General features: G+C 65.0%; 18 protein-coding genes. 9 read left to right on the top strand and 9 right to left on the bottom strand.

Annotated elements, in window-relative coordinates; genetic code table 11:
* The first annotated feature begins 494 nt into the window (after positions 1-494).
* Positions 495-1640: a type III PLP-dependent enzyme gene (locus AC0X69_RS07885; RefSeq protein ID WP_482612916.1), complete on the top strand. Its 1146-nt coding sequence runs from the start codon at positions 495-497 to the stop codon at positions 1638-1640.
* A gap of 234 nt (positions 1641-1874) precedes the next feature.
* Positions 1875-2468, top strand: a complete 594-nt coding sequence (locus AC0X69_RS07880) for a GNAT family N-acetyltransferase (protein ID WP_482612915.1) — start codon at positions 1875-1877, stop codon at positions 2466-2468.
* A gap of 3 nt (positions 2469-2471) precedes the next feature.
* Here AC0X69_RS07880 and AC0X69_RS07875 read toward each other — a convergent pair whose 3' ends face one another.
* The 4 genes from AC0X69_RS07875 to AC0X69_RS07860 all read right to left on the bottom strand — a co-directional run bounded on the left by AC0X69_RS07875 (position 2472) and on the right by AC0X69_RS07860 (position 6557).
* A complete protein-coding gene (locus AC0X69_RS07875; RefSeq protein ID WP_482612914.1) occupies positions 2472-3083 on the bottom strand; it encodes a phosphatase PAP2 family protein in 612 nt (203 codons plus the stop codon).
* A gap of 108 nt (positions 3084-3191) precedes the next feature.
* Entirely contained in the window at positions 3192-3710 is a 519-nt protein-coding gene (locus tag AC0X69_RS07870; RefSeq protein WP_482612913.1) for a hypothetical protein, read from the bottom strand.
* Between the two features lie 68 nt (positions 3711-3778).
* Positions 3779-5593, bottom strand: coding sequence for an aminopeptidase P family protein (locus tag AC0X69_RS07865; RefSeq protein WP_482612912.1), 1815 nt, complete (start codon positions 5591-5593; stop codon positions 3779-3781).
* 61 nt (positions 5594-5654) lie between these two features.
* Complete coding sequence (locus tag AC0X69_RS07860) at positions 5655-6557, bottom strand: 50S ribosomal protein L11 methyltransferase (RefSeq protein ID WP_482613324.1); 903 nt, start codon at positions 6555-6557, stop codon at positions 5655-5657.
* 102 nt (positions 6558-6659) lie between these two features.
* Here AC0X69_RS07860 and AC0X69_RS07855 point away from each other — a divergent pair, with 102 nt between their 5' ends.
* On the top strand, positions 6660-7640 hold the full coding sequence (locus AC0X69_RS07855; RefSeq protein ID WP_482612911.1) for a hypothetical protein: 981 nt from the start codon (positions 6660-6662) through the stop codon (positions 7638-7640).
* A 77-nt stretch (positions 7641-7717) separates the two neighbouring features.
* Positions 7718-8527, top strand: a complete 810-nt coding sequence (locus AC0X69_RS07850; protein ID WP_482612910.1) for a hypothetical protein — start codon at positions 7718-7720, stop codon at positions 8525-8527.
* A 3-nt stretch (positions 8528-8530) separates the two neighbouring features.
* Here the strand turns inward: AC0X69_RS07850 and AC0X69_RS07845 are convergent, their stop codons facing one another.
* A complete protein-coding gene (locus AC0X69_RS07845) occupies positions 8531-10669 on the bottom strand; it encodes a hypothetical protein (RefSeq protein WP_482612909.1) in 2139 nt (712 codons plus the stop codon).
* A 388-nt stretch (positions 10670-11057) separates the two neighbouring features.
* On the opposite strand from AC0X69_RS07845, the gene hpnH reads away from it, so the two are divergent.
* Positions 11058-12209, top strand: a complete 1152-nt coding sequence (hpnH, locus tag AC0X69_RS07840; protein ID WP_482612908.1) for an adenosyl-hopene transferase HpnH — start codon at positions 11058-11060, stop codon at positions 12207-12209.
* Here hpnH and AC0X69_RS07835 read toward each other — a convergent pair.
* From AC0X69_RS07835 to AC0X69_RS07825, 3 genes are read right to left on the bottom strand one after another with little or no spacing between them, the layout of a single operon-like run.
* Positions 12150-12881, bottom strand: coding sequence for a phosphorylase family protein (locus AC0X69_RS07835; protein ID WP_482612907.1), 732 nt, complete (start codon positions 12879-12881; stop codon positions 12150-12152). The two genes, hpnH and AC0X69_RS07835, sit on opposite strands and share 60 nt — an antisense overlap.
* Before the next feature lie 23 nt (positions 12882-12904).
* Positions 12905-14878, bottom strand: a complete 1974-nt coding sequence (gene shc, locus AC0X69_RS07830; protein ID WP_482612906.1) for a squalene--hopene cyclase — start codon at positions 14876-14878, stop codon at positions 12905-12907.
* Between the two features lie 26 nt (positions 14879-14904).
* Complete coding sequence (locus tag AC0X69_RS07825) at positions 14905-15198, bottom strand: helix-turn-helix domain-containing protein (protein WP_482612905.1); 294 nt, start codon at positions 15196-15198, stop codon at positions 14905-14907.
* A gap of 157 nt (positions 15199-15355) precedes the next feature.
* On the opposite strand from AC0X69_RS07825, the gene AC0X69_RS07820 reads away from it, so the two are divergent.
* The 4 genes from AC0X69_RS07820 to AC0X69_RS07805 all read left to right on the top strand — a co-directional run bounded on the left by AC0X69_RS07820 (position 15356) and on the right by AC0X69_RS07805 (position 18481).
* Positions 15356-15727 (top strand): Rieske (2Fe-2S) protein, encoded by a 372-nt coding sequence (locus tag AC0X69_RS07820; protein ID WP_482612904.1) that lies wholly within the window; start codon positions 15356-15358, stop codon positions 15725-15727.
* Positions 15728-15737: 10 nt separating this feature from the next.
* Positions 15738-16490 (top strand): hypothetical protein, encoded by a 753-nt coding sequence (locus AC0X69_RS07815; RefSeq protein ID WP_482612903.1) that lies wholly within the window; start codon positions 15738-15740, stop codon positions 16488-16490.
* 172 nt (positions 16491-16662) lie between these two features.
* Positions 16663-17262, top strand: coding sequence for a hypothetical protein (locus tag AC0X69_RS07810; RefSeq protein WP_482612902.1), 600 nt, complete (start codon positions 16663-16665; stop codon positions 17260-17262).
* Between the two features lie 52 nt (positions 17263-17314).
* A complete protein-coding gene (locus tag AC0X69_RS07805; protein WP_482608713.1) occupies positions 17315-18481 on the top strand; it encodes an IS110 family RNA-guided transposase in 1167 nt (388 codons plus the stop codon).
* 431 nt (positions 18482-18912) lie between these two features.
* Here the strand turns inward: AC0X69_RS07805 and AC0X69_RS07800 are convergent, their stop codons facing one another.
* Positions 18913-19347 carry a VOC family protein gene (locus AC0X69_RS07800; RefSeq protein ID WP_482612901.1) on the bottom strand — a complete coding sequence of 145 codons (435 nt, stop codon included), beginning with the start codon at positions 19345-19347 and terminating at the stop codon, positions 18913-18915.
* Positions 19348-19356: the final 9 nt, after the last annotated feature.

Below are 19356 nucleotides of genomic sequence, written 5' to 3'. Positions count from 1 at the left end.
CGCGGCAAAAGCGCGTATCTACGTCCTTGCCCAAATCGCACGTGCCTGTGGTCGTGTGTCGGTAGGCGGGGATCCGGACAAGAGGCCGGTCAACCGCCAGCGTAGAACCGGCAGCCGGAGGCGAACCGGCGAACTCCGTCTCTGCGGAGGATCGCGACTTAAAGCAACGACGGACCGGGCTTTTTCGTCTCTGTCGACCCTCCAAAGGTCGGCGTACCGAAGAGGCTTGTCTTTCTTGCCGGGCGTGCGGATCGGGATTCTCCCTTTCCAATCGATGGCTGTCCTAGCGGAAGCGTGCGCGCTCAGTCGCGCATAATTGCGCTCATCGGTCAGTCAACGGCGCATCAACCGGCCGTTTGAGCGCTGCGCGCTCACGCGGCCCTGGACCGCTGAAACCGACGTTCGTCGCGTCTCCAAAGCGCGCGGGCGAACGGAGCGGCGCGTCCGTTGACGCTCAACGATCTGGGCGCGGTTCGCCGCGCAAGGGGGCCAAAATGACCGACCGCATCCTCGAATTCCTTGCCGAGCGCCGACGCAACGGCCGCGACAACGGGCCTTGCCTCGTCGTCGATCTGGATGTGGTGCGCGACAACTATCTCGGATTCGCCAAGGCGCTGCCCGACACGCGCGTCTTCTATGCGGTCAAGGCCAATCCGGCGCCGGAAGTGCTCTCGCTGCTGGCTGCGCTCGGCTCGTGCTTCGACACGGCTTCGGTCGTCGAGATCGAGCAGGTTCTCGCCGCCGGCGCGACGCCTGACCGCATCAGCTTTGGCAACACGATCAAGAAGGAGCGCGACGTGGCGCGCGCCTATACGCTCGGCGTGCGGCTCTTCGCCGTCGATTGCGAGGCGGAAGTCGAGAAGATCGCGCGCGTCGCGCCAGGCTCCAAGGTGTTCTGCCGCATCCTGTGCGACGGCTCCGGCGCCGAATGGCCGCTCTCGCGCAAATTCGGCTGCGCCCCCGAGATGGCGACGGGCGTTCTGGAGCATGCGCATCGACTGGGCCTGAACGCTTACGGCGTTTCGTTCCATGTCGGCTCGCAGCAGACGAATCCGCGCATGTGGGACGGCGCCCTGAAGTCGGCGTCCGACATCTTCCGCGAGCTCGCGGAGCGGGGGATCAATCTGCAGATGGTCAATCTCGGCGGCGGCTTCCCGACGAAATATCTGAGGAACGTGCCGGCGGTGAAGCAATATGGCGCCGCGATCTTCCGCGCGCTGTCCAAGCATTTCGGCAACCGCATTCCGGAGACGATCATCGAGCCGGGTCGCGGCATGGTCGGCAACGCCGGGCTGATCGAAGCGGAAGTCGTGCTGATCTCGAAGAAGTCCGAGGAAGCGGGCGAGATCCGCTGGGTCTATCTCGACATCGGCAAGTTCAACGGCCTTGCCGAGACGACCGACGAGATGATCCGCTATCCGATCCGCACGCCTTCGGACGGCGCGCCGACGAGTCCCTGCGTCGTCGCGGGCCCGAGCTGCGACAGCGTCGACGTGCTCTACGAGAAGCAGCCCTATCACTTGCCGGTCTCTCTGGAGATCGGCGCGAAGGTGCTGATCGAGGGAACCGGAGCCTACACGACGACCTATTCGGCCGTGGGCTTCAACGGCTTCCCGCCGCTCGAGACGCATGTGATCTGAGCGGCTCTGCGCGCCTCGCGCAGCAATTGCTTCATGGCCGGGCTTGCCCCGGCCATCCACGCCGAGAGGCTGCGCCAACGCTGAAGATTCGCATAGCGGCGCGCGTGGATGCCCGCGACAAGCGCGGACATGACGGCGAGAATCGAGAAGCGCGTTCAAATAATCCGGTCCCGTTCGGCGGGCGCGTCATGCGCCAGGCGCGAGGGTCGCTTGTCCTTCCGAAGGGAGGAAAAGATGGCCTTTGAACATGCATGCCCAAATCACATCGTCTCGCGCGTCGCGCCGAATGGGTGCGTCGCTCCGGCGCTTTTCGCAATGCGAGACGAAAAGTCGACGGACGTGGAAGCGCGCGAAGCCTTGCTGGACACCGCCTTCGGCCCCGCACGGTTTCTCAAAACTTGCCAACGACTCCGCAACGGATCGGCGCCGGCGCCTGGCCTCTCGCTTGTCGCGACGGAAAATGACGGCGCGCTCATCGGCACGCTGCGTCTTTGGCCTGTCCTGGCCGGCGGGCGCGCGTCGCTGCTGCTCGGCCCTCTCGCCGTATCGGCCGAGAAGCGCTCGCTCGGCGTCGGCGGCGCGCTGATCCGCGAATCGCTCGCGCGCGCGGCCGATCTTGGCCATCGCGCCGTGCTGCTCGTCGGCGACGCGCCGTATTATGCGCGCTTTGGATTCGAGCGGCGCTTTACTGAACGCCTGACGATGCCGGGACCGGTGGAGCGCGCGCGCTTTCTCGGATTGGAGCTTGTCGAAGGGGCGCTACGCGGCGTCGGCGGGCGGGTCATCGCCGCTTCGACGCCCGCGATCGATCTGCCGCAGGCCGCGTAAGGCTCACCAATAGGCGAGAATGCCGCTCGCGAGCGGGTAGGAAAGGCCGGCGCCGAGCGCGATGCCGGCGGCGACGTCGCTTGGATAATGATGCGCCGTCGCGATGCGCGACCAGGCCATCGACAGGACGAGCAGCGCCGCCGAGAGCGTCGTCGCCGGCCAGGCGATGACGATGGGCGCGAGCACGCCGGTCAGCGTCATCGCATGGCCGCTCGGAAAGGAATGATCGTCGAGCGTCTTGAGCAGCGAGGGCAGCCGCGCGTCGACATGGAACGGACGCCTGCGGCCGAAGCGCCGCTTGATGAGCGGATAGAGGATGTGCAGCAGCGCGGCGTTCAGCCCCGCGAGCGCCGCGACATGCAATCCCTGCCAGCCGAGCCCGATGAGGACGATCGGCGCAAGGATCAGATAGATCCAGCCATTGCCGAGCTTGCTGATGGCGACGGCGAGAAATCTGCCCAACGCCGGGCGCGCCATTCGTGAGAAGAGATGAACCGCCGCCATGTCGACTTCGATGAGACGTTGTCCCCACGTGGCGACGACGGCGACGTCTGTTTGCGGCTCGACTGACGCGTCTCGCGTCAGCTTCGCCAGCTGGTCCGATGTGAACGCCATGACGCAACGCTACGCGACGCACGCTGCGGTTTCGCGACGCGGAGGCTGCGGTTTGGTGACGTTCGGATAGAGGATGTGTGACGGTCGCGTGATGGTTTGATGACGCCGCTATTCCGGCGCGTGTTTGGCGAAGGCGTTGCGGAACACCGCATCGAAGGCGTCGGCGTTGACGTTGACCGTTTCGTTCTCGACGCCATCTTCGGCGACGCCGGAAAAGCGATATTGCGGGTCCGAGAATTCAAAGCCTTCGTCGTCTTCGGCGCTTTCATAGGGAAGCGCGATCTCGACCATCAACTGCCGCTTTAATGACAGCGCGCGCCCCACCAATGCGTCGATGCGGCCATCTTCGCCGCTGAGATAGCCGTCGAGAATGATCATGCAGATGTCGGCGTTTGGCGCTTCGTCTTCCAGCCACTGCAGCGCCGCTTCGACGCTCTCGGCGACGTCGATCTCGCCGGCCTCGCTGACGACGAACTGCTGCGGGCGGTCGACGCCCGCCTCCGACCGCGCGACGCCGAAGGGCGTCAGCATGTGTCCGCGCGCCAATGTCGTCACGGCTTTGGCGAAAGCCTCGCCGGCCAAAGCGGCGACGGGGTCGTTCGGACTCGATTCAGCGTCAAGGCTCATGACATTCTTCTCCGAGCGACCGGCGCTTTAGAGCGCAACAGAATCGAAAGTTCGCTGCTACGACATCTTCAAACTGACCGCGTCGCCTCGCGCAGCCACTTGCGCGTCCCGGCGTCCACGAGCGGCGAAAGCGTCTTGCGCACCTGCGCATGATAGGCGTTGAGCCAGCCGATTTCTTCCGGCGCCAGCAATTTCGGCTCGATGCAATTCAGATCGAAAGGCGCAAGCGTGATGGTCTCGAAACCATACATCTCGCGCTCGGCGCCCTTGATCTCGCGCTTCTCGACGATCACGAGATTCTCGAGCCTGATTCCATATTCTCCGGCGCGGTAATAGCCGGGTTCGTTCGACAGGATCATGCCCGGCTGCAACGGCGCAGCGCCGAGCTTCGAGATGCGCTGCGGCCCCTCATGCACGGAGAGGTAGGAGCCCACGCCATGTCCCGTGCCGTGGTCGAAATCGAGGCCCGCCTCCCACAGCGCGCGGCGCGCGAAGGCGTCGAGCTGCGCGCCGGACACGCCCTTCGGGAACACGGCGCGGGCGATGGCGATATGGCCTTTGAGCACGCGCGTGAAATGTTCGCGCAATTGTTTCGACGCCGGCCCGACGACGACGGTGCGCGTCACGTCGGTGGTGCCGTCGAGATATTGCGCGCCGGAATCGACGAGATAGACGCCGCGCCCGATCTTGAGATTGCTCTTTTCCGTCACCCGATAATGCGGGATCGCCGCATGTTCGCCGAAGGCGGAGATCGTCGGGAAGGAGATGTCGCGCAGATCGCCGTTCTCGCGGCGAAAGGTTTCCAGCGCCTCGGCCGCGGAGATCTCGGTGAGGCCCCCCTTCGGCGCGGCCTCCGAGAACCAGGCGAGGAAGCGCGTCAGCGCGGCGCCGTCGCGAATATGCGCTTCCCGCGCGCCTTGCAGCTCTCTCTCGTTCTTGATCGCCTTTGGCAGGGTCGCCGGATCGTCGGCGAGGCGCGGCTTGCCGCCCGCCGCGCGCAAAGTCTCGACGAGCTTCGCCGGCGCGGTCGCCGAATCGAAGAGGATGCTGGCGCCGCGCTTCCCGGCCTCGACGAGATCGTCGATGAGGATTTCGGGAGTCTTCAGCGTCAGGAATTTTTCCAACGCCGCGCGCACCTTGGGCGTGAGCTTCTCCGCGTCGATATAGAGCACAGGCGCGCCTTCCCTGGACAGCAGGGCGAAACCAAGCGCGATGGGCGTATGCGCGACGTCGGCGCCGCGAATGTTGAACGCCCAGCAGATCGCATGCGGATCGGACATCAACGCGGCGTCGGCGTCTTTGAGCGCCGCGCGCAGCTTCTTGATCTTCGCGCTCGCGCTCTCGCCGGCGTAGCGCGCTGGATGAATCGTCACCGCGCCCTTCGGCTCGGCCGGGCGGTCGGTCCACAGCGCGTCGATCGGATTGGCGTCGAGCGGAACGAGTTCGATCTTCTTGTCCGCGAGCGTCTTGGCGAAGCGTTCGATCTGCCCGCTGGTGTGCACCCAGGGGTCGTAGCCGATGCGCGCGCCTTCGCGCGCATGTTCGCTGAGCCAATTTGCGGGCGTCGTCTCGGCGATGTCGATCGGCTTGAAGAGCTTCGCGTCGATCTCGCCGCGCACCTGGATTACGTAGCGCCCGTCGACGAAGATCGCCGCCTGCTTCTCCAGCACGATTGCGAAGCCGGCCGAGCCGGTGAAGCCGGTGAGCCAGGCGAGCCGCTCAGCGCATTTCGGCACATATTCGTTCTGATGCGCGTCGGCGCGCGGCACGAGAAAGCCGTCGAGCCCCTGGCGTTTCAGTTCAGTGCGCAGCGCCTTGAGGCGCGCGGCGCTGTCTCCGCGCGCGGCGTCGTCGACGAAGGTCTGGAATTTCGCTTCGAACATGCGCACAACCTATGCACGTTGCGCGGCACGGGCAATGCCTCGAACTTTTGACGGGTGGGCGCTAGCTGCGACCGCCGCGCCTGAGCAGCAGAGTCGCCCAGCCGTCGATGTCGCCCCGCTCCGCCAAGAAAAATCCCTGGCCGCGGTAGGCGTCGAGCACGCCGGGCACGTCGCGCGCCAGCAGTCCTGAGAGCACCAGCTCCGCGTCAGGCGCAGCGGCGCTGGCGATCTGCGGCGCAAGCAGGCGCAAGGGCTTCGCCAAAATATTGGCGAAGATCAGATCATACTCGCCTTGCAGCGACGGGTGGCGCAGCCCGGCGGCGACCACGGGGCGCACATAGGGGCCGGCGCCATTGGCGATCGCGTTGGCCCTGGCCGTCTCGACCGCGACGGGATCGATGTCGCCGCAGGCGACGCGCTGATGAAAGATCAGCGCGGCGGCGATCGCCAGAACGCCGGTGCCGGTTCCGACATCCAGAATGCGCCTGGGGCGGCGGCGCTTGGCGATCCTGTCGAGCGCCTTGAGGCAGCCGAGCGTCGTGCCGTGATGGCCGGTGCCGAAGGCGAGCGCCGCCTCGATTTCGACGCCGATGTCGTTCGGACGCCGCCGGCTCCGATCATGGGCGCCATGCACGAGGACCCGGCCGGCCCGCACCGGCGCCAGCCCCGCCAGGGCGCTCTCGACCCAGTCCTCCTCGGCGACGGTCGAGAACCGCGCTGCCTGCGCGGTTTTTGCGTCTGTAGCGGCTGCGATGAGTTCTAGAATCTGCGCTTCGTCGGGAGCGTCGGCGAAATAGACCTCGACCGACCAGCGCGGCCCGCCGTCGAGTTCGAAAGCCGCGGCGGCGGTTTCTGTCGGATCGAAGGTCTCGACGATGAGATCGGCGATGGCGCGAGCGCGTTTTTCGTCGCAATCGAGGCGCAGCATGTGGCTGGCGTTATTGGGCGGAAGACCTTCAAGCATGCGCGCGCTTACCACGGCCATGGCGCGCGCGTCACCTTCCGCCGGGCGCCTGCCGCCTGTATTGTCGCGCTAAAGGCCGGTTCCAACGAGTTGAAGGCGTGAATGACCGAAAGACTTTCGATTTGTCTGATCGGCCCCAAGAAGGGCGGCAAGTCGTCTCTGCTCGCCTCGCTCGTCGATTGCGTCGCCCAAAGCGCCTTTGGCTATTCGCCGCGGCTGCGGCCGGGGCTGCAGCCCATCACGGAAGCCGAATTCTTCGCCGAGAGCGCTGAGCCGAAGAAAGCCGACCTGCTGCGGGTCGAACAGGGCGACTATGAGCGGCTACGACGAGACTTCGCCGACGGCGGCGTCGCCACCGACACGCTCGACACCTATGAATACCGCTTCCGCCTGACGGTGAACGGCGAAGCCCCGCCGGCCGCGCTGCTGCGCGGACCCTGGCTTCTCGAAATCATCGACTCGGCGGGCGAGATCGCCGTGCCGCCGGACGGCGCCGAAGTGGCTATCCTCAACGACGTGAAAGCCAAGCTCGCCAGGCAGATGCTCGACGCCGACGCCATCGTGATCGTGCTGCCGCTGGTGCGGCTTGAGGATTCCGGCTGGTCCGGCAATCTCGCGCGCCTCATCGACCGGCTCGCCCTGGCGCCCGAAAAAAAGCTCAGGCGGCTCGTCGTGGTTTTCTCGCAATACGAGCGGCTGTTCGCGCGCCTGGGGCCGAGCGCCTTCACCTACGCCTGCGATCCGGCGGTGGCGCTGCACGGCTTGCGCAAATCCTTACGCGCGGCGCCCTGGCTGGATCGGCTGCGCGCGCTGGAGACGCCGAGCGGCGGCGGCGTTTCGGTGCGCTTTACGGTTTCCTCGGCCTATGGCTTCGTCAAACGCTTCCAGAACCTCAACATCGATCCGCATCAGCCGGGCGAGCGCCGGTTTCGTCGCGTCGGCCTCGAAGGCGCCCGCGCCTATAATGAATATTGGCGTCCGTTCCTCACCGCCGAGCCGTTTCTCTACGCCGCGCTTGGCCTCGACAGCGCCTTCACCTTCTCCTATGCGCAGCTCGACGCGCGTATGGAGGAGATCGCCTGAGGCGGATTCCGTCAATCCTTGCTTAAGGCTCTTCAGCATAATGTGTCGCTTGGACTTTCAGCGCGAAAGGACGGGCGATGCGCAGCGCCGACCAGGCGGCCGAAATTTCTGTTGAGCGGCTGCATTATGGAAAGCTCGCCTCGGGCGAAACGCTCAGCGTTCCTCCGTCGGAAGGCTATGGCGTGACGTTGCGCAGCCGCAATCTGCGGCCCGCCGACGATCGGCTGTTTTCGCCGCCGCGCTTAATGGCGCTGCGCCGCGTCGAACCCGACCTCGTCGATCCCGCCGCGCGCTTGCGCGGCTCCCTTGTCGCGCGCGTCTCGCCGGAGCCAAATTCGGGCCGGGCGGTCTTTCTGCGCTCAAGGTTTCGCCCCGAGGACGGGGAAGGAGGCAATGGACGCCTCTATCAGCAAAGCGCCGTATGGAGCGTGGCCGCCGCCGAGTGGCGACGGCATCCAGCGGCGCTGCTGGCCATGGCCGGCGCCGAGCTTGAGGCGCGCCCGGACCTGGTGAGCGAGGACGAGCACGCGCGGTACAGCGCCGAGCCGGCGCGCTACGTCGTCCGCTGCCTCGACCCGCAGGATATCTGGAACGCGCTCGAGGATTCGCTGGACAAGTCGCGCTGGGCGGCGCCGACCCTCGAATTTCTGGCGCGCGGCGCCGAAACCGGCGCCGACGCCACGCTGACCTTCGGGGCCGACGATTTCGCAAGCGAAGCGGCGTTTCTCAGAGCCATCGGTCTGGCGCTGCAATTTCTGCCGGCGAGCTATCCAAGGTGGCGCGAGATCAGCGTCGTTTCCGGTCTGCGTCATGCGCCGCAGGGCCTTTGCCTGCGATACCTCCCATCGCAGCGGCTCGCCGCGCCTTCCGCCGCCGCCGCCGCCTGAACCCTAACCGGGCGAGCGTCTGTCACCCGACGCCGGTTCGGCGGTCAGATAGCGCTCGAGCGCGCCGGAGCGCCGCCGCGGCGAATTGGCGGCGCCGACGTCCGAATAATAGGCGCGCGGACCGCTGGCCGCGCCGTCGGCAGTGTAGTGCAGGGCGCGGGCGGCGCGCGGCTTCAGCGCCGCGAAGAGTCGCGATTCGATCTGCGCGACGGTGACATTGTCGACGAGATAGGCGCCTTTGCGATCGACATGGGCGATTTCGTCACGCACCAGCCGGTTGAGAATGGCGACGACATTTTCGTGGACATTCGGCGGCAGCGACGAAATTGCTTCGGCCTCGGGCGCGATCTCGCTCATATCGCCGTGAACCGGACGCGCCGCGCGCAGGATCGCCTTCATGGCGCGGACATCGACCGGCTGGTCCTCGTCATCGGAAAGATCGATGGGCGCGGCGAACTGACGCCGCTCACGCGCCTCGTAGCCGCGTTTGAAGATCTCCGACAGGAATTTCATGATGAACAGAAAGGCGTCCTGCGCCATGGCGACGCCGATCGCCATGGTCGAATCCGGGGTGAAGCTCCAAAAGGCTTCGCGCGCCAGTTCGAATTTGTTGCGCTCGGAGCTGTGCGTGCGCAGATAGGCGTCGCTCTTTTTTAAGAGCTCGCGCACCTCCTCGTCTGAGAGCCCCGCCGCCTTGCCGGAGACGACGCAGGCGTCGACGAGAGTCTTCGCCGCGTTGAAGCCGTTGGCGGCGGCCGCTCTGTCGGAGCCTGGCGCGGCGCGAATCTTGGCGACGATGGCCGAGATTTCGTCGCGCAGCTCGGCTTCGAGCCCGCATTTCTTGTCGAAGGCGGCGCGCGCGGCGATCGTTTCGTCGCGCGCCGAGAGCAGATCGCGCGCCTCGCCCTGCGGCTCGCAAGCGAAGTCGCGCGGAACGCTCCCCGGCAGCGCATTCGATTGCCGCGCCGCCGCGAGAATCGGCTCGCACAGGGGCTTCGCGTCGCGCACCGCGCGCCACGTGGGATCCATGCGCAGCTGGTCGCGCAGCGCGGCGAGGTCGCGCAAAGTGGCGTCGAGATCGAGCGCGGCTTCGCCTTTCGGCATAGGCCGCGCCGAGGCGGCGCGCGCAGCCTCGGCCTTTTGTTTCAGCGTGATCGTCTGAGCGTTGAGCGCGTCGCGTCGCTTCGCAGCGCTCGCCCTTTCGCTCGTGGGACCGGCGAGTGTCTGCTTGAGCGCCGACATCCGCCGCGTCGCTTCGGCCGCTTTATCTCGATGACTGCGGCAATTCGGGCCGCAGGCCGCGCCCAGGCCATCGAGTCCATGTGCGGCGTCGACGGCAAGCTGCTCTTCCTGACGCACTGTGGCGGCCGCCGACGCCATCTCGTCCTGCTTGGCTTTGATGACGACGTCGAGTTCGCCGATGCTGCGCTCAAGCGCCTCGATCTCGCGGCGCGCATCCTCCAGCTGGCGCACCGCCGCCTGCGCGCTTTCCAATTCCGCCGCGGCCTGGCTCGCAGCCTGCGCGATGACCGCCTGCTGCGCCTCTTGCCGTTTCCGAATGGCGTCGCGCAGCGCCGGCCCCGCCTGCCGCGCCGTGTCGATGAGACCGTCGATCGCGTCGAGATAGGCTTTGTAGCTCGCCGTCTGAGCGATGCGCGCGGAGGTCGCCTCATAGGCGGCGGCGATCGCTTTCGTCGCCGGCAGGATGACTTCCGTCGCAAGCTCCATCGGCTGCAGCTCGGCGACGATCTTGCGCGAGGAGAGCTTGAAGATGTTGTTGTAATAATAGGTGAAGGAAAAAAAGGCGGAGATCGAGAAGACGAAGGCGAAGACCAGCGCCGTGACGCCGGTCTTGATGATCATGCGTTCGCGCGCCATCCGCCGCCGCGCGATGAGCGCGGCAAGGTCGACGCCGAGCGACCAGGACGTCGCGGCAAGCATGGTGAGGACGGCAGTCGTCGCGATCAGCGTGCCCGCGATGCCGATCACGTCGCCGGGCTCCTTTTGCATGATGTCGATCATGCCGGACGACGTCGTGTAGAAGACCCAGGCGAGGACGGGCAGGGCGGCCGCCATGCCGAGCCGGCCGAGATTGAGATCGCCGCTCCACAGACGAACGAGCGGGGAGGTCAGCGCGTCCAAGAGACCGAGGCGCCTTCGCGGCGTGGAGGAATCGGGAACGCGCGCCTGTTGCGCGGGGGCGGCCATTAAGCAGACGCTCTCGACGCTGGAACCGGCCGGCTGCGCATGTCCGCTCCTTGGAGAAATATCGGGTGGTGAAGTTGCCGGCGAATTGAGACGGATTTGCGCTTCAAGCGCAAGCGCGCCCGCCGCTGCGGCGCAGCGCGCTCGCCGGTTCCCGCCGCGTCCGGTTCCGCCTCCGGATCAGCGGCTTGATGCGGCGCAGCGCCCCGCTTTCCCTCGCAAAAGGATTCGTGTTAGAGGGCGGGATTATTGTCTGCGGCTGGGCCGTTCGGCCGCGACTCGCGCTGACGGGCCTTGAACCCGTCGAGTCATCAAGGGGTCAGCCGTGGCCATTCCGTTCCGCTATATCGCAAAAATCGGCGCCTATCTCGTCAAGCAGCACCTCATGGGCGTGCAGCGCTACCCGCTCGTGCTCATGATGGAGCCGCTGTTCCGCTGCAATCTCGCCTGCGCCGGCTGCGGCAAGATCGATTACCCCGATCATATCCTCAACAAGCGGCTGTCGGTGGAAGACGCGCTCCGGTCGGTGGACGAGTGCGGGGCGCCCGTGGTGGTGGTCGCCGGCGGCGAGCCGCTTCTGCACAAGGATCTGCCGCAGATCGTCGAAGGCATCGTCGCGCGCCGCAAATTCGCGATCGTCTGCACCAACGCGCTGCTGCTCGCCAAGAAGATCGACCTCTTCAAGCCGAGCCCCTATTTCACCTGGTCCATCCATCTCGACGGCGACAAGGAGATGCACGACCGCGCGGTCTGTCAGGACGGCGTTTACGAGCGCGCCGTCGAGGCGATCAAGCTGGCGAAGTCGAAGGGTTTCCGCGTCACCACCAACAGCACCTTCTTTTCCGACGCCGATCCCGAGCGCGTCGCCAAGTTCCTCGACGCCACGACCGAGCTCGGCGTCGACGGCATGACGCTTTCGCCGGGTTACGCCTATGAGCGGGCGCCCGACCAGACTCACTTCCTCAACCGCACCCGCACCAAGGAATTGTTCCGCGCCATCCTGCGCCGCGGCCGGGGCGGAAAGGCCTGGGACTTCACCCAGTCCACTCTGTTCATGGATTTCCTCGCCGGCAACGTCAGCTATCGCTGCACGCCCTGGGGCATGCCGCTGCGCACGGTGTTCGGCTGGCAGCGTCCCTGCTACCTTCTCGGCGAGGGCTATGTGCCGACCTTCAAGCAGCTGATGGAGGAGACCAACTGGGACTCCTACGGCGTGGGCAATTACGAGAAATGCGCCGACTGCATGGTGCATTGCGGCTTCGAGGCGACCGCCGTCGCGGATTCGGTGCGGCGCCCCTGGCGGGCCGCCGCCGTCGCGCTCTTCGGGGTGCGCACGGAAGGCCCGATGGCGCCGGATATTTCGCTCGAAAACCAGCGCCCGGCCGAATACGTCTTCGACGAAAACGTCGCCAAGCTCTCAGAGATCCGCGAGCATGAGGCGCAGCAGCGGGCCGAGCAACGGTCCACAGCGGCCTAGCGAGACAAAGGCGGCGCGGGAATCGAGTCCCGCGCGAATCATGCCGCCAAGTTGATGCGGCCCGCGCATAAGTTCGCGGGCGACGCCCAGCGCGCGAATGTCGCCCTCCGGCGTCAGCGCCTTGGCGACAAGCGGCGGCAGCGCGCGCGCCGCCGGATCGCTGATCGCGCGCAGCGCGACGAAAGGAAGCTCCCGCCGACGCGCAAATTCTTCGGCGACATGCGATTCCATATCGACCGCCACCGCTCGCGCGCCCTCGCGCAGCGCCGCTTTGGCGGCAGGGTGCATCGCCGGCGCGTCGACCCCGACGATGGCGCCGGGCGAAACCTTGCAGCCCGCCGCGGCGGCGCCTTTCATCAGCACTGACGAGAGCCGCGGATGCGTGTCGCGCCGCGCCTCTCCTGCGACGACGGCGTCAGCCACGACGACATGGCCTGGCCGCAGCGCATAGTCGAGGCCGCCCGCGAGCCCGAAGCTGACGACCGCGGAGAAATGATTCTCGCCGAGCGTATCGAGCTGATGCCGGAGGCGCGCGACATTGGCGCCGCTGCACAGGGTCGTGACGCCCTCGCCGGCGGCGCAGGCGGCTTCCCGCTTCATGCCGACAATGACGAGAATGGGCGCGACGGCGCTCAGGTCAGCGGTCCTTCTGCGGATTGCGCCGCGCGCCATCGTTCCTCCCGGCTACAAAGCTTCTAGAGCCCAACCTGCACGCGCTTGCTGTTGGCGCGCCGCAAATTGCGATAGCGCGCGAGCGCCCAGAGCGGGAAAAACTTACCGTAGCCATGATAGCGCAAATAAAACACGCGCGGGAAACCCGTGGCGGTGAAGCGCGCCTCGCTCCATAGACCGCCTTCGTTCTGCGTCGACTGAAGATAGGCGATCCCACGGGCGACGGCGGGATGGTCGACCTCGCCCGCCGCCATCAGCGCGAGCAGCGCCCACGCCGTTTGCGAGGCGGTCGAAGCGGCCTTCTCATAGCCCTTGTAATTAAGCTTGTAGCTCGAGAGGTCCTCGCCCCAGCCGCCGTCGTCATTCTGAATCGCCGTCAGCCATGCGACGGCGCGACGGTAGGCGTCATGGTCGTGCGGCAGGCCGATGGCGTTGAGCGCGCAAAGCGTCGACCATGTTCCGTAGATGTAATTCGCGCCCCAGCGGCCAAACCAGCTGCCGTCCTTTTCCTGCTCTTTCAGCAGATAGTCGACGCCGCGCTTGAGGCATTCGCTCGAGTCGACCGTTTCGCCGAGTTGCGCGAGCATGGAGACGCAGCGCGCGGAAACGTCCGCCGTCGGCGGGTCGAGCAGCGCGCCGTGGTCGGCGAAGGGGATGTGGTTGAGATAGTGATAGGTGTTGTCGGCGTCGAAGGCGCCCCAGCCGCCATTCTTCGACTGCATGCCGACGACCCATTCCTTGGCGCGGGCGATGCGCTCGTCGTAGGGACGGGAGGTGTCGTTCGCCATCAGGCGATCCATCGCGGTCACGACGACGGCCGTGTCGTCGACGTCCGGATAATAGGCGTTGCCATATTGGAAGGCCCAGCCTCCGGGCCGAACGTCGGGCCGCGTCGCCGCCCAGTCGCCCTTGACGTCGAGCACCTGCAGCGGCGCGAGCCATTCGCAGGCTTGGCGGGCGGCCTCGCGCGCGTCCTCGTCGCCGGTTTCGAGCAAGGTGTGCGCCGTCAGGCAGGTGTCCCAGACAGGCGAGACGCAGGGCTGGCAATAGGCTTCCGTGTCGTTGACGACGAGCAGGCGCTCGATCGCCTCGCGGGCCTGCCGCTTGCGCTCGTCGCCCTCAGGCACGCCGAGGACGTCATACATCAGCAGGCTGTTGACCATCGATGGAAAGATGGCGCCGAGCCCGTCGAATCCATTGAGCCGCTCGGTCGTCCATTCTACGGCGAGTTCGATCGAACGCTCGCGCGGGCCCTTCGGCATGTAGGGCTCGATAAGGCGCAGCAGCTTGTCGACTTCGCCGAAGACATGCGCCCAGGGCCAGGTCTGATGTTCGCCCTTCGGCCAAACCTTCACCTGTTCCGGCGGCGTCGTGAAGAGTTCGGGAATGTGGACATTATTCGGGTTCTTCGCGCGCGGCTTTTTCGTCATCAGCACGAGCATCGGCACGAGAACTGTGCGGCCCCAATAGGAGATCTTGTCGAGGTGGAACGGAAACCACTTCGGCAGCAGCATGATTTCGACAGGCATCACCGGCACGCCGCGCCACGGAATTTCTCCGTAGAGCGCCAGCAGCGAACGGGTGAACACATTGCTCCTGGCGGCGCCGCCATAAGCGAGGATCGCCTCGCGCGCGCGCGCCATATGCGGCGCGTCGACGTCGTCGCCGATCATCTTGAGCGCGAAATAGGCCTTCACGCTGGAGCTGATGTGGAAAGGCCCGTCTTGATAGAGCGGCCAGCCGCCGTGATCGCCTTGGCAGCGGCGCAGATAGACGGCGATCTTGCGTTCGAGTTCGGCGTCGACGGGCTCGGCGCGAAAGTGGCGCATCAGCACATATTCGGCCGGGATTGTCGTGTCGGCTTCGAGTTCGAAGCAGAAATGTCCGTCGCCCTTGCCGAGCGCCAGCAAGGCGCGCTTGGCGTTCTGGATGCTCGCCTCGAGCGCCTCGGTCGAAAGGGCGGTGTAATTATCGTCAATGCGCGCGGCGGCGTTCATTGCAAATCCTTCTTTAGTTCTTCCGGTCAGGCGACGCTCAGCGTCGCGGCCTTGGCCGATTCACGATGCGGTTTCACGACGATCTCGACATCCTGTCCGAGCGCGACGAGAAACCGCAGCAGCCGTTCAAGCGAAAACTGTCGCAGATCGCCATGCAGCAGCTTCGACACGTCGGGCTGCTTCACGCCGAAAAGTTCAGCGGCTTGCACCTGCTTCAACCCGCGCTCCTTCATCAGCGCTTCGATTTTGCGGACGAGCTGCGCCTTGAGGAGATGGTCGTCGGCTGGCGCCGCTTTCGGGGCGGTCGTGTCTTCGGTCATATCGGCTTGAGGTTTGCGAGGCGCCGTTCGCGCCGACCCGCACTGGCTATAGTGAATTGGCTATATCGTCAAGTCGTCTGGCTCGTCGCTTGCTACGGGGCAGGGGAGGGCGCCTCTTCTCGCCCAAGGCGTGCGACTTTGTCCGAAAGGAGAGCCGATGGACGAACTCTATGTGATTTGTCGGACAGACGAGATCGAGGACGCCGAGGCGACGGGATTCGTGCTGATGCGGGCCGAGGCGAGCGGCGACGCCGCGCCCTATCCGATCCTGATCACGCGCAAGGGCAATAATTTTTACGGCTTCGAGAACGCCTGTCCGCATGAAGGAACGCGGCTCGACGTGCAGCCCGGCCAGTTCATGGACGAGGAGGGAAATTTCCTCGAATGCGGCAGGCATCATTCGCAGTTCGACATCGACACCGGCCACTGCTTCATCGGCCCCTGTCAGGGTCAACGGCTTACGCCGATCAAACTCGTCATCGATGACGGCGATGTCTGCCTCACCGGCGTGCTGCTTGCCGAAGAATGAAAGGCGCTCCATGACCGACATGGCCGAACTGCAAAAGCGCAAGCAACCGCTCAACCTCGCGATTGTGCGCGTCGATCCCGACGCCTTCATCGCCAATTACACGCCCTGGCTCGAGATCACGAGTTTCACTACGGCGCTGCGGGCCGGAGACGCCGAGATCCCTGCGGACGGCGTCACGCCCAAGCTGACCGCACAGCAGATGAAGGGCGCGGCGGCGGCGAACTATGGCGGAGACGCGCTCTTCGCCTTCTGCATGACGGCGGCGCTGAAGGGCGACAAGGATGCGGTGTCGAAGGTCGACGCCGCGCTCGCCGAGCAGTTCGGCGAGGATTTTCCGGGCTCGACCGCGCTGTGGAGCTTTCGTTCGCCCATCGCTTCGCCGATGAGTCTCGAAGATCATGTGGGGCAGGCCGCGCAAAAGATGCTCGCCGGCGACATCCCGCCGCCGCCGATGCGCGCGCGTGAGAACTGGAACGCCGGCCTGCGCTTTTTCGAGAAAGCGCGTAAATCGAACTTCGTGCACGAGATCGTCTATCCGCTGGCTTTGTGGACGCGCGCCAAATGGACCGAGACGCTGGAAAAGGGCGTCGCCTTCCTGGCGCATATCGAAGACAGCGTCCCGCAACTGCAGGAATGCCTCGCGGAGACGCGTAACGATCAGGCGTTCGTCGCCAATATGCTGCTGAAGATGGCGCCGGCGATCGAGACGGATCTCACTGATGAAATGCAGGGCTTCCTGCGTTCGCTGTCGCGGCGGGTGTGAGTTCGGCTCCAGGGCTCCGTGATTTGCTCGCCGGCGCCGACGTCCGTCATTGCTGCGCCCAAGCGAGCGTGTGACGAGACAGTTGGAAAAACAGCCGCTTTTGCCGCGATGGAAACGAAGTGTTAACCGTCCCCCGCCGATGGTCCTCGCAGGGGTTTTTTAAGGAGAGAACATGGCTACCAAAACGGAAGGCGAACGCGCATTGGCCGACCTCGCGGCCGGCAAGTTTTCGTTCGAGATGGTCGACGCCATCAAGGATCACGTCAGCGGGCTCGACAGCGAGCTGCTGCGCGTCAGCACGGAGCTGCAACGCGTCAGCGCGCTGCATGAGCGCGTCGTCAACGAGACCAGGCAGCAGGAGTATACGATCTCGCGGCTCGAAGCCGATCTCCGCAAGCTGAACGCGAGACTCTACGCGTTGCTGAAGGCGAATGCGCTGACGGAAATCGCGCTGCGCCAGGCGAATGCGTTCATGGCGATCGCCCTGCGCGAGGCGAAGCGCGGCGCAGCGACGTTCATCGAATATCTCCCGGTCGCGCGAGATCATGCCGACGCGGGTTTGAAAAGCGCGCTCGCCTACCTCTCGACGCTCGATGTCAAGGGCGCCTTCGAGAAGGCGAAGGCGCATCCGGCGACGCAGAAGGCGCTCTCCTGGCTTGCCGATCTCGATCTGCGCGCCGAGTGGACGAAGCTGAAGACGCATCCGTTGACGCAAAAGGCGTGGAGCGAGCTGCAGCCGGCGCTTCTCAAGATTCCATGGGGAGGTGGATAGCGACCGGCGCTCTGGCAGAGTGAGGTTGCGACCACCCACTCTGGAGACGGCCATGCAAGTTAGAGCTGATCGCCCCGAAACGCCGGGCGCCATCCATACCGATCTTGGCGCGATTTTTATCTCTTTGGAACTCAGCCGCTCGACTTGGTTGATCACGTCGCTTTTGCCGGGCGGCGGCGGAAAGATGTCGAAGCACACTCTGCCTGCCGGGGACATCGATGCGCTGCTGGCGCGCTTTTTGGAATTTAAGCAGAAGGCGTTGGCGCGGACTGGGAAATCGTTCTCGATCATCGTCATTCAAGAGGCCGGACTGGACGGCTTCTGGATTCATCGGGCGCTGGAGAATGAAGGGATTGAGAGCCACGTCGTCGATCCGGCCTCGATTGCGACATCACGCCGGCGGCGACGCGCGAAGACCGACAGGATCGACGGTGAGGCGCTGCTTCGCGCGCTCTTGGCGTACAAGCGCGGCGAACCTCGCGTGTGTGCAATGGTCAAAGCGCCGGCTCCCGAGGAAGAAGACCGCCGCCGACTTTGCCGCGAGCGCAAAGTGCTGATCGCCGAGCGGGTCAAGCACGTAAATCGCATCAAAGGATTGCTGTTTTCCCAAGGCGTGTTCGGCTACGAGCCGTTGCGTCGTGATCGTCGGGAACAACTCGACTTGCTGAGCACGGGCGATGGCCGTCGGCTTCCGCCGCATCTCAAGACTCAGATATGCCGTGAACTCGATCGGCTCGAACTGCTGCTCGAGCAGGTCAAGGTGGTGGAGGCCGAGCGGGATGCGCTGCTGATCCCACAAGGAGTCGGTGCGCCAGAACCGGCCGCGATGTTGCTCGCCATCAAGGGCATCGGGCCCGAGTTCGCTGCCGTCCTCTGGGCGGAAGGGCTGTTCCGACACTTCGACAATCGCCGCCAGGTCGCTGCTTACGCGGGTTTGGCGCCGACGCCCTGGCAAAGCGGATCAGTGGATCGCGAGCAGGGCGTTTCTAAATCGGGCAACCCACGGCTGCGAACAACGCTTATCCAACTCGCCTGGCTTTGGCTGCGCCATCAGCCGCAATCGGCCTTGGCTCTGTGGTTCGAAGAACGAGTCAAGCGCAACGGCGGTCGTCTGAAGAAGACAACCATCGTGGCGCTGGCGCGAAAGCTACTGGTGGCGTTGTGGAAATATGTGACGGCCGGCGTCGTCATCGATGGAGCCGTGATGAAAGCCGCCTGACAAGGAACATTGACCGAATCCGCATATTGCGGATCCAGGTAGACGAACCGCACTTTCGCATGGCTTGAAAAGCCGCTTTCAAGAATGGTTTCGTCATCCTGAGCCCAGACCCGCCGCAAGCGGGATCTTGGTGCAGCCGTCGCGAACGGCGACCGAATGTGAGGTTGATCGTGCTCGGAAACGGGCAGCGTCATGCAGTCGGGCTCAGACCTTGGATACCGAAACAGCCACTGGAGTTTTATTCATGCGCCATTGACGCAGCCCACTTGACCCGAACTTCCCCATGTGAGGCGAAAGACTATCTGCCGGTCGCAAAGAAGCAGGTCGTCGCCGCGGCGGAAAAGACGGCGGCCTATATCGCCGATCTGCACAAGAAGATTGCGTAAGCGCTGAGCGGGCGCGGAAAGCTGCGCCCGCCGCTCTTTTGGTCATCAGACCCACTGCGCGAGTTCGACAGTGACGCCCTCAGGCCCGTCGATGAAGACCAGCTTGCGGGAGTGGAAAGTCATGACCTCGTTTCGCGTTCGAAAACCGGCCGCCCTTATTTTCGCGACCTCCGCTTCGATATCGTCGACCGCGAAACAGACGTGGTTGAAGCCGATCCTGTGCAGATCACGGATGGCGGGATCGGGCAGGGGCTGCGGGTTGAGATATCTCAGCAGCTGGATTTCCGTTCGCGGCGAAACATTCTCCAGAACCAGAGTGACGTGCTCGGCCTTGATGCCGGGAACGTCCATATAGCTGTCGAAGGGCGGGCCGGCGATGACGACCGACGCCGCTTCGCGGAAACCCAGCAGCGCGAAGAATTTCTTGGCGGCGTCGACGTCGTTCACGACGATCGTCAGATGGTCGAAATTCTTCACCATGGAGGTCCC

The sequence above is a fragment of the Methylocystis sp. Uni0008 genome (assembly GCF_056838045.1).
This window is presented reverse-complemented; position numbering and strand designations above follow the sequence as displayed.

Coding starts and splice junctions, on each gene's coding strand:
- AC0X69_RS07885 (WP_482612916.1), top strand. CDS start 495: ATGACCGACCGCATCCTCGAATTCCTTGCCGAGCGCCGACGCAACGGC.
- AC0X69_RS07880 (WP_482612915.1), top strand. CDS start 1,875: ATGGCCTTTGAACATGCATGCCCAAATCACATCGTCTCGCGCGTCGCG.
- AC0X69_RS07875 (WP_482612914.1), bottom strand. CDS start 3,083: ATGGCGTTCACATCGGACCAGCTGGCGAAGCTGACGCGAGACGCGTCA.
- AC0X69_RS07870 (WP_482612913.1), bottom strand. CDS start 3,710: ATGAGCCTTGACGCTGAATCGAGTCCGAACGACCCCGTCGCCGCTTTG.
- AC0X69_RS07865 (WP_482612912.1), bottom strand. CDS start 5,593: ATGTTCGAAGCGAAATTCCAGACCTTCGTCGACGACGCCGCGCGCGGA.
- AC0X69_RS07860 (WP_482613324.1), bottom strand. CDS start 6,557: ATGCTTGAAGGTCTTCCGCCCAATAACGCCAGCCACATGCTGCGCCTC.
- AC0X69_RS07855 (WP_482612911.1), top strand. CDS start 6,660: ATGACCGAAAGACTTTCGATTTGTCTGATCGGCCCCAAGAAGGGCGGC.
- AC0X69_RS07850 (WP_482612910.1), top strand. CDS start 7,718: ATGCGCAGCGCCGACCAGGCGGCCGAAATTTCTGTTGAGCGGCTGCAT.
- AC0X69_RS07835 (WP_482612907.1), bottom strand. CDS start 12,881: ATGGCGCGCGGCGCAATCCGCAGAAGGACCGCTGACCTGAGCGCCGTC.
- shc (WP_482612906.1), bottom strand. CDS start 14,878: ATGAACGCCGCCGCGCGCATTGACGATAATTACACCGCCCTTTCGACC.
- AC0X69_RS07825 (WP_482612905.1), bottom strand. CDS start 15,198: ATGACCGAAGACACGACCGCCCCGAAAGCGGCGCCAGCCGACGACCAT.
- AC0X69_RS07820 (WP_482612904.1), top strand. CDS start 15,356: ATGGACGAACTCTATGTGATTTGTCGGACAGACGAGATCGAGGACGCC.
- AC0X69_RS07815 (WP_482612903.1), top strand. CDS start 15,738: ATGACCGACATGGCCGAACTGCAAAAGCGCAAGCAACCGCTCAACCTC.
- AC0X69_RS07810 (WP_482612902.1), top strand. CDS start 16,663: ATGGCTACCAAAACGGAAGGCGAACGCGCATTGGCCGACCTCGCGGCC.
- AC0X69_RS07805 (WP_482608713.1), top strand. CDS start 17,315: ATGCAAGTTAGAGCTGATCGCCCCGAAACGCCGGGCGCCATCCATACC.
- AC0X69_RS07800 (WP_482612901.1), bottom strand. CDS start 19,347: ATGGTGAAGAATTTCGACCATCTGACGATCGTCGTGAACGACGTCGAC.